Source organism: Corynebacterium sp. HMSC071F07 (genome assembly GCF_001810285.1).
Lineage (GTDB): Bacteria > Actinomycetota > Actinomycetes > Mycobacteriales > Mycobacteriaceae > Corynebacterium > Corynebacterium simulans.
The window spans coordinates 1-376 of sequence record NZ_KV800664.1 but is presented as its reverse complement, the minus strand read 5'-3'; the positions used below and the strand labels follow the sequence as shown (position 1 = coordinate 376).

At 51.3% G+C, this 376-nt stretch carries 1 pseudogene; it reads right to left on the bottom strand.

The annotated features are described in order from the left end of the window. Positions 1–375, bottom strand: a pseudogene (locus tag HMPREF2724_RS00070) (transposase); the annotation flags it as partial. Between the last annotated feature and the right edge of the window lies 1 nt (position 376).

Genomic DNA, 376 nt, shown 5'->3' with positions numbered 1-376 from the left:
GATAACTTCGACGAGATCGTTGGCACGCAGAAATTCATTGAGCCCACTACAAAACTGGGAGTACTGGTACTTTGTCTTGTCCGTCGGACACGGCTGCGACAAGTAGTCCATCCACAGCTTGTGCCTGGTCACATGCTTTGTACTTTTCAGTTTGCGGGCAAGAGCATGAAAATCAGGTTGGTCGTAGGTCATCGTCCGTTTACTCCGGCCGTCGCTGAATCGCTCATCGAACCATCCCGGTGGAAGTTGATGGAAACGCTCTGGAGTTAGTTCCTCATCGTTGATGACTTTCTTCGCTCGGGATACTTCTCGTCGTGAACATCCCAATGCGTGTGTGATCTGCGCGTAGCTAGCACCATCAAGGCACATCGCGATG